At 70.6% G+C, this 5,597-nt stretch carries 4 protein-coding genes and 1 pseudogene; 1 reads left to right on the forward strand and 4 read right to left on the reverse strand.

Annotated features, from left to right (window positions below; translation table 11 throughout):
- The 3 genes and pseudogenes from R6V09_RS44530 to R6V09_RS44540 form a co-directional block, all read right to left on the reverse strand.
- The coding region (locus tag R6V09_RS44530; RefSeq protein WP_317887189.1) for a sensor histidine kinase at positions 1-2,005 on the reverse strand (2,005 nt) is incomplete at its 3' end.
- A 39-nt stretch (positions 2,006-2,044) separates the two neighbouring features.
- Positions 2,045-3,058 carry a substrate-binding domain-containing protein gene (locus tag R6V09_RS44535; protein WP_317887190.1) on the reverse strand — a complete coding sequence of 338 codons (1,014 nt, stop codon included), beginning with the start codon at positions 3,056-3,058 and terminating at the stop codon, positions 2,045-2,047.
- Between the two features lie 225 nt (positions 3,059-3,283).
- A pseudogene (locus R6V09_RS44540) lies at positions 3,284-3,481 on the reverse strand (SAM-dependent methyltransferase); the annotation flags it as partial.
- Between the two features lie 125 nt (positions 3,482-3,606).
- Between R6V09_RS44540 and R6V09_RS44545 the strand changes: the two are divergent.
- On the forward strand, positions 3,607-5,046 hold the full coding sequence (locus tag R6V09_RS44545) for an MFS transporter (RefSeq protein WP_317887191.1): 1,440 nt from the start codon (positions 3,607-3,609) through the stop codon (positions 5,044-5,046).
- A gap of 147 nt (positions 5,047-5,193) precedes the next feature.
- Here R6V09_RS44545 and R6V09_RS44550 read toward each other — a convergent pair.
- Positions 5,194-5,597 (reverse strand): Lrp/AsnC family transcriptional regulator (locus R6V09_RS44550; protein WP_317887192.1); only part of this gene is annotated, 404 nt, incomplete at its 5' end.

A 5,597-nucleotide genomic window follows, 5' to 3' on the forward strand; every position in this document is an offset into this window, starting at 1 on the left:
TCCGATCTGCCTCCGCGCCGTCGGCGCCCTTCGCGGCGCCCGGCGCCGGCTCTTCCAACGGCTCGGGTACGACGATCTCGTGCGGGATCAGCACGATCGCGGTCGTGCCGCCGTACGGCGAGGAGCGCAGCGTCACCGCGATGCCGTGCCGGGTGGCGAGCCGGGCGATCACGAACATGCCCAGCCGCAGGTCGTCGGCGAGGGCGACCACGTCGAACTGCGGGGCCACCGCGAGCTGTTCGTTGAGCGAGGCGTAGTCCTCCTCCGACATGCCGAGCCCGCGGTCCTCGACCTCGATCACGAGACCCTTGGCGACCATCGCGGCCCGCACCCCGACCGGGCTGGGCGCGGGGGAGTACACCGTCGCGTTGTCGATCAGCTCGGCCAGCAGATGGATCACGTCCGCGACCGCGGGCGGCGCGAGACACACCTCCTCCTCGGTGTGCACCTCCACCCGCTGGTACTCGGCGACCTCGCCCACGGCACTGCGCAGGATGTCGATCAGCGCGACCGGCTCGGTCCAGCTGCGGCGCGGCTGCTCACCGCTGATGACGACGAGGTTCTCCTCGTAGCGGCGCAACTGGCTTGCCGTGGAGTCCAGTTCGTACAGGCCGCGCAGCACCTCGGGGTCGTCGTGCCGGCGTTCCAGCTGGTCGAGCTTGGTGAGCTGGAGGTTGACCAGGTTCTGGCTCTGCCGGGCGATGCCGAGGATGACCTTCTGGAAACCCCGCCGGGTGTCGGCGAGTTCGACCGCGGTGTGCACGGCCGTCCGCTGCGCGGTGTTGAACGCCTGTGCCACCTGGCCGAGTTCGTCGTTGCCGTAGTCCAGTGGCGGGGTCGCCGACTCCACGTCGATCTTCTCGCCCCGGTTCAACCGGGCGACCACGTCCGGCAGCCGGTCCTCGGCCAGGCTCAGCGTGGCCATCTTCAGGCCGCGCAGCCGCCGGGACAGGGAGCGGGTGATCCGCCAGGACATGCCGACGCACAGCAGCAGGGCGGCGAGTCCGCCCGCGCTCAGCGAGGCGGCGGTGACGAGCAGGCTGTGCGCCTTGTCGGAGCTGCGGTCGAGGAGTCCGGCCGTCTGCTGCCTGATCAACGCCGTGTACTGGTCGCCGACTTCGGTCAGCGCCGCGGTCCACTGCTTCTGCTCGTCCGGCAGGGCGATCCGGCCGGCCGAGCCGTTGTCCGGCACCGCCTTGTCCGCCGTACCGGCCGTGAGCACCGCGTCCTCCGTGGACTCCAGGGTGCTCCACTCGACGCTCTGCAGAATGTGCTCGATCTTCGTCTTGGCGGCGCCCTGGAACCCGGTGGTGATCTGGTCCTCGACCAGCCAGCGCCGGGCGTGCACCAGCTCGGCGAACTGCTCCCACGCCGCGTTGTTGACGTGCCCGGACGGCCAGGCCAGCATCAGCTGCGCGTCCTCCTGGGAGACCAGCTCCGCCCCGTGCTCCAGCGAGACGAGCGGCTCCGCCTGCGAGGTGAGGTCGCCGTCGTCGACCTGGGACAGCTCCTGGAAGGCCTGGATCTGGTCGTCGATGATCGAGGTGTACTGGTCCAGCACCTGCTGGGGCGTGATGTCGGTGGGCTTGTCCACCTGGCTGCGGTAGTACTCCAGGCTGTCCACCGACGCGACGACCGAGTACATCCGGTCCCTGATACGGGTGGGCGCCTTCTTGATCGCGTTCGTCTCGCCCACGAGGCGGCCCACCGCCTTGTCCGTCAGCTCGCGCTGTGCCCTGAGCGCGGCCTCGGAACCGTGCGGCGAGGCCATCCACGCCGCCGACAGACTGCGCTCCCGCTGGAGCGCGAGCGCGGCCTCGGTACCCATGGCGCCGGTCGACCTGCTCAACTCCGTCTGCGAGCGCAGTCGTAGCCCCTCGGCGAACATCTGGGTCGTGGTCACGCCCCACATGGCGGCGAGCGTGACGCTGGGGACCAGGGCGAGCAGGATCAGGGAAAGTCGTATGGAACCGACGCGGCGCCGGGCACCTGTCCGTGGAGACATCGTGGTCGTCCTCGCTACATCCTCGTACGAAGTGTCCGGTCAGCGCGTTCCGTTGGCCGCGAACTTCGCGACCGCGCCGACGTTCGTCTTCGTCACGAACGCCGGACCGGTGAGCACGGGAGCCGCCCCGCCGCCACTGATGTTGCCGTTGGTCTTGTACAGCCACAACGAGTCCACGGCCAGATAGCCCTGCAGATACGGCTGTTGATCGACAGCGAACTGTATGTCGCCGCTCTGCACGGCCTTGACCAGGTCCTGGTTGAGGTCGAAGGTCGCGACCTTGGCCTTGCTGCCCTCCGCCTTCACGGACTTGACCGCGGCCAGTGCGAACTGGGCGCCCATCATGACCACTTCGTCGATGCTGGGGTCCTGCTTCAACCGGTCCGTGACCCCCGCGGACACGGCGTCCATGTCGGTGCCGTCCACATAGAGAATGTCGGTCGCGCCGGTGAACGTCTTCTTCACGCCCGCGCAGCGCGCCTCCAGGGCGACATTGCCCCGCTCGTGGATCACGCACAGGGCGTGCTTGGCCTTGAGAGCGTCCAGTTTCTGGCCGACGGCGCGGCCCGCGACGCTCTCGTCCTGCCCGAAGAACTCCAGGACGCCCTCCGACTGCCAGGAGTCGATACCGGAGTTGAGGCCGACCACGGGGATGTCCGAGGCCTTGGCCTGGGCGATCGGCGCCTTCATCGCGTCCGGTTTGGCGAGCGTCAGCGCGATGCCGTCGACCCCGTCCCGGATCGCGTCCCGCACGAGCTCGGCCTGTCCGGTGGCGTCCGGGTCGCTCGTGTACGTCAGCTCGACGTTGTCCTTGGCCGCGGCGGCCTCGGCGCCCTTCCGCACCAGCACCCAGAAGTCGTCACCCTTGCTTGAGTGGGTGACCATGGCGATCTTCAGCCGGCCGGTGCCCGCGGCACCGGCCGCGTCCGTGCCGGAGTCCCCGCCGCCGGTTCCGGAGCAGCCGGCGAGCAGCAGACAGACCGCGACGGCGGAGGTCAGCGCCGTGCCGCGTATGCGACGGAAGGGGGTGTGAGGTGAGGGAGGAGTGTTCATGGGGGGTGCGGCACCTCGCTGTGCGGCCGAGCTCGGGGACGGGGAGAGTGCGCCCGGAGCCGTATGAGGTGCGCCGACCGGGTGACTCCCGCTGGTCCGGAGCCAATCGTGTGTGACCGCTGGTAGTCAAGTGAGCAGCGACCCGCAGTGAGTTGTTGCTGCCGCATTGTGATCATCTCGACGTCGTAAGGAGGTTGAGAAGGTTGCGTACGGACGGCCGGAAGGTTACGGCTTGCGGGCCGCCACCCCGTACATCGCGATGTCCTCGTCCCTGATCGGTTCGGCGTCCGTGCCGTCCGGACGCCACTTGTGGACCTGGACGATACCCGGCCCGACGGGTTCGGGCCCCGCGAAGAACTCCTCGGCCTCCGGATACGTACGCAGCCGCATCGGCATCCCGCGGGCCGCGTACTCCCCGGCGACGGCGCGGTTCATGAAGGTGGGCTCCTTGTGTGAGATTTCGCCGTGGTGGGGGCGACGGATGGAGGAAATCCTCGATCCCGGGGACCTGGCTGGGAGGGGTGCCCCCGAGATTCCACGCTTCAGCCATGAGTCAACTGAGCACGAACCCAAGGCCGTTCACCCCCGACGGGTCCTACCCGAGGCGGTGGTCCGCACTTGTCGCCCTGCTCCTCGGCGAGGCGATGAACCTGCTGGACGCGACGGTCGTGCAAGTGGCCGCGCCCGCGATCCACGCCGATCTGGGCGGGTCGGTGTCCGACATCCAGTGGTTCACGACCGCGTACACGCTGCCGTTCGCGGTGCTGCTGATCACCGGGGGCCGCCTCGGCGACATCGCGGGCCGGCGACGGCTGTTCGTGCTGGGTGTCGCCGGATTCACCGCCGCGTCCTTCGCCTGCGCGCTGGCACCGGGCGTGGGGTTCCTGATCGCGTTCCGTGCCGTGCAGGGGGCGTCGGCGGCCCTGGTGATCCCGCAGACCATCGGCCTCATCAAGGCGATGCTCGCCGGCGACGAGATGTCCCGGGCTCTGGGCAGCATCGGCCCCGTGATGGGCCTCGCCGCAGTCTGCGGCCCGGTACTCGGCGGCGTCCTCACGCACGCCGACCTGTTCGGCTCGTCCTGGCGCGCGGTGTTCCTGGTCAACGTCCCGCTCGCCCTCGTCGTCCTCGCCCTGGCCCGGCGGCTGCCGGAGAACCGCGCCCCGAAACGCCCCACCCTCGACCTCACCGGCACCCTCCTGGCCATGGCCGGCACGGGACTTCTGGTCCTCCCGCTGATCGGCGCGGACATCTCCCGCCTGTCCGCCCGGAGTTGGACCGCGGTGACCGCAGGCTTGCTGACCCTGACCGTCTTCGCCCTGCACCAGCGCGCGGTCGCCGCGACCGGCCGCAGCCCACTGGTGGAACCGAGCCTGTTCGCCCAACGGGGCTTCTCCGCCGCCCTCGTGGCGTCCACGTCCTTCTTCGCGGTGACGACCGGGCTCATGACGGTCGTGCTGCTCCAGCTCCAACTAGGCCTGGGCATCGGAGTGTTGCGGGCGGGCCTGACCCTCGCGCCCTGGTCCCTCGGACTGGCGGTCACGTCCTGGGCGGCGGGCGCGCGTCTCGTACGGCGGTGCGGGCGCCGGGTGATGTACGCCGGACTCGGGATCCTCGCCGCCGGCATCCTGGGCGCGATCACCGCCTACGGCCACACGACCCCGGGCGCCTATCCGTTCCGGCTGCTTCCCGCGCTCGCGGTGGTCGGCCTCGGCGCCGGTCTCTTCACCCCGGCGTTCTTCACCCTCGCGCTCAAGCCGCTGCGCGCCCAGGAGTTGGGGTCGGCGGCCGGGTTGCTGAACGCCGTCCAGCAGCTCGGGGCGACCTTGGGGGTGGCGATCCTCGGCAGCGTATATCTGGCGAGCGCGGGGGCCGGGACGGGAGGCGCCTCGGGGGCGTCGCACGCGGCACAGGTGGCGTTCTGGGGCGGGGTGGGGCTGGTGGGGGTGTGCGCCGGGGCGAGTTGTGCGATGGGGCGCGAGAGGTGAGGGGTGCGCCATCTGTGGCTCGCTTGCCCCGGCTCGTCGAGGTTCACCTGCCATCCCCGCCGCACGGCTCACCTGCTGCGGCTCCCCACGGCTGATCGCCCATCCTCGCGGTCCCTCTGCCCCTCTGCCCCCCTGCCCCTCCATGCCTCACCTACCCCCGCCCCGCTCACCCACCCGCCCCGGCAGCCCCGTCAGGGAAGGGCTCGCCGCCTTCAGGTTGCGTAGTACCGGGCTCGACTCCAGCGTGCGGACGGCGGTCAGGGCGCCGAGGCGTCCCGTGAGGTAGCGGTGGAGGTCGGCCGGGTCGCGGCTCAGGGCCTGGGCGACCAGGTTCGTGGGGCCGGTGGTCGCGGCGACGAAGGCCAGTTCGTCGTGGCCGGACAGGGCCGTGGCGACCCGGTCGAGGTCCGCCGGTCGTACCGACATCCACAGCAGCGCCCGGGTGTTGATCCCGAACAGCCCGGCGTCGACCTCGACGTCGAAGAACAGCGCGCCGCCCGCCCGCAGATCGGCCAGCCGCCGCGCCACGGTCGCCGGCGACCAGCCGGTCG

The sequence above is a fragment of the Streptomyces sp. W16 genome (assembly GCF_033194735.1).
Taxonomy (GTDB): domain Bacteria; phylum Actinomycetota; class Actinomycetes; order Streptomycetales; family Streptomycetaceae; genus Streptomyces.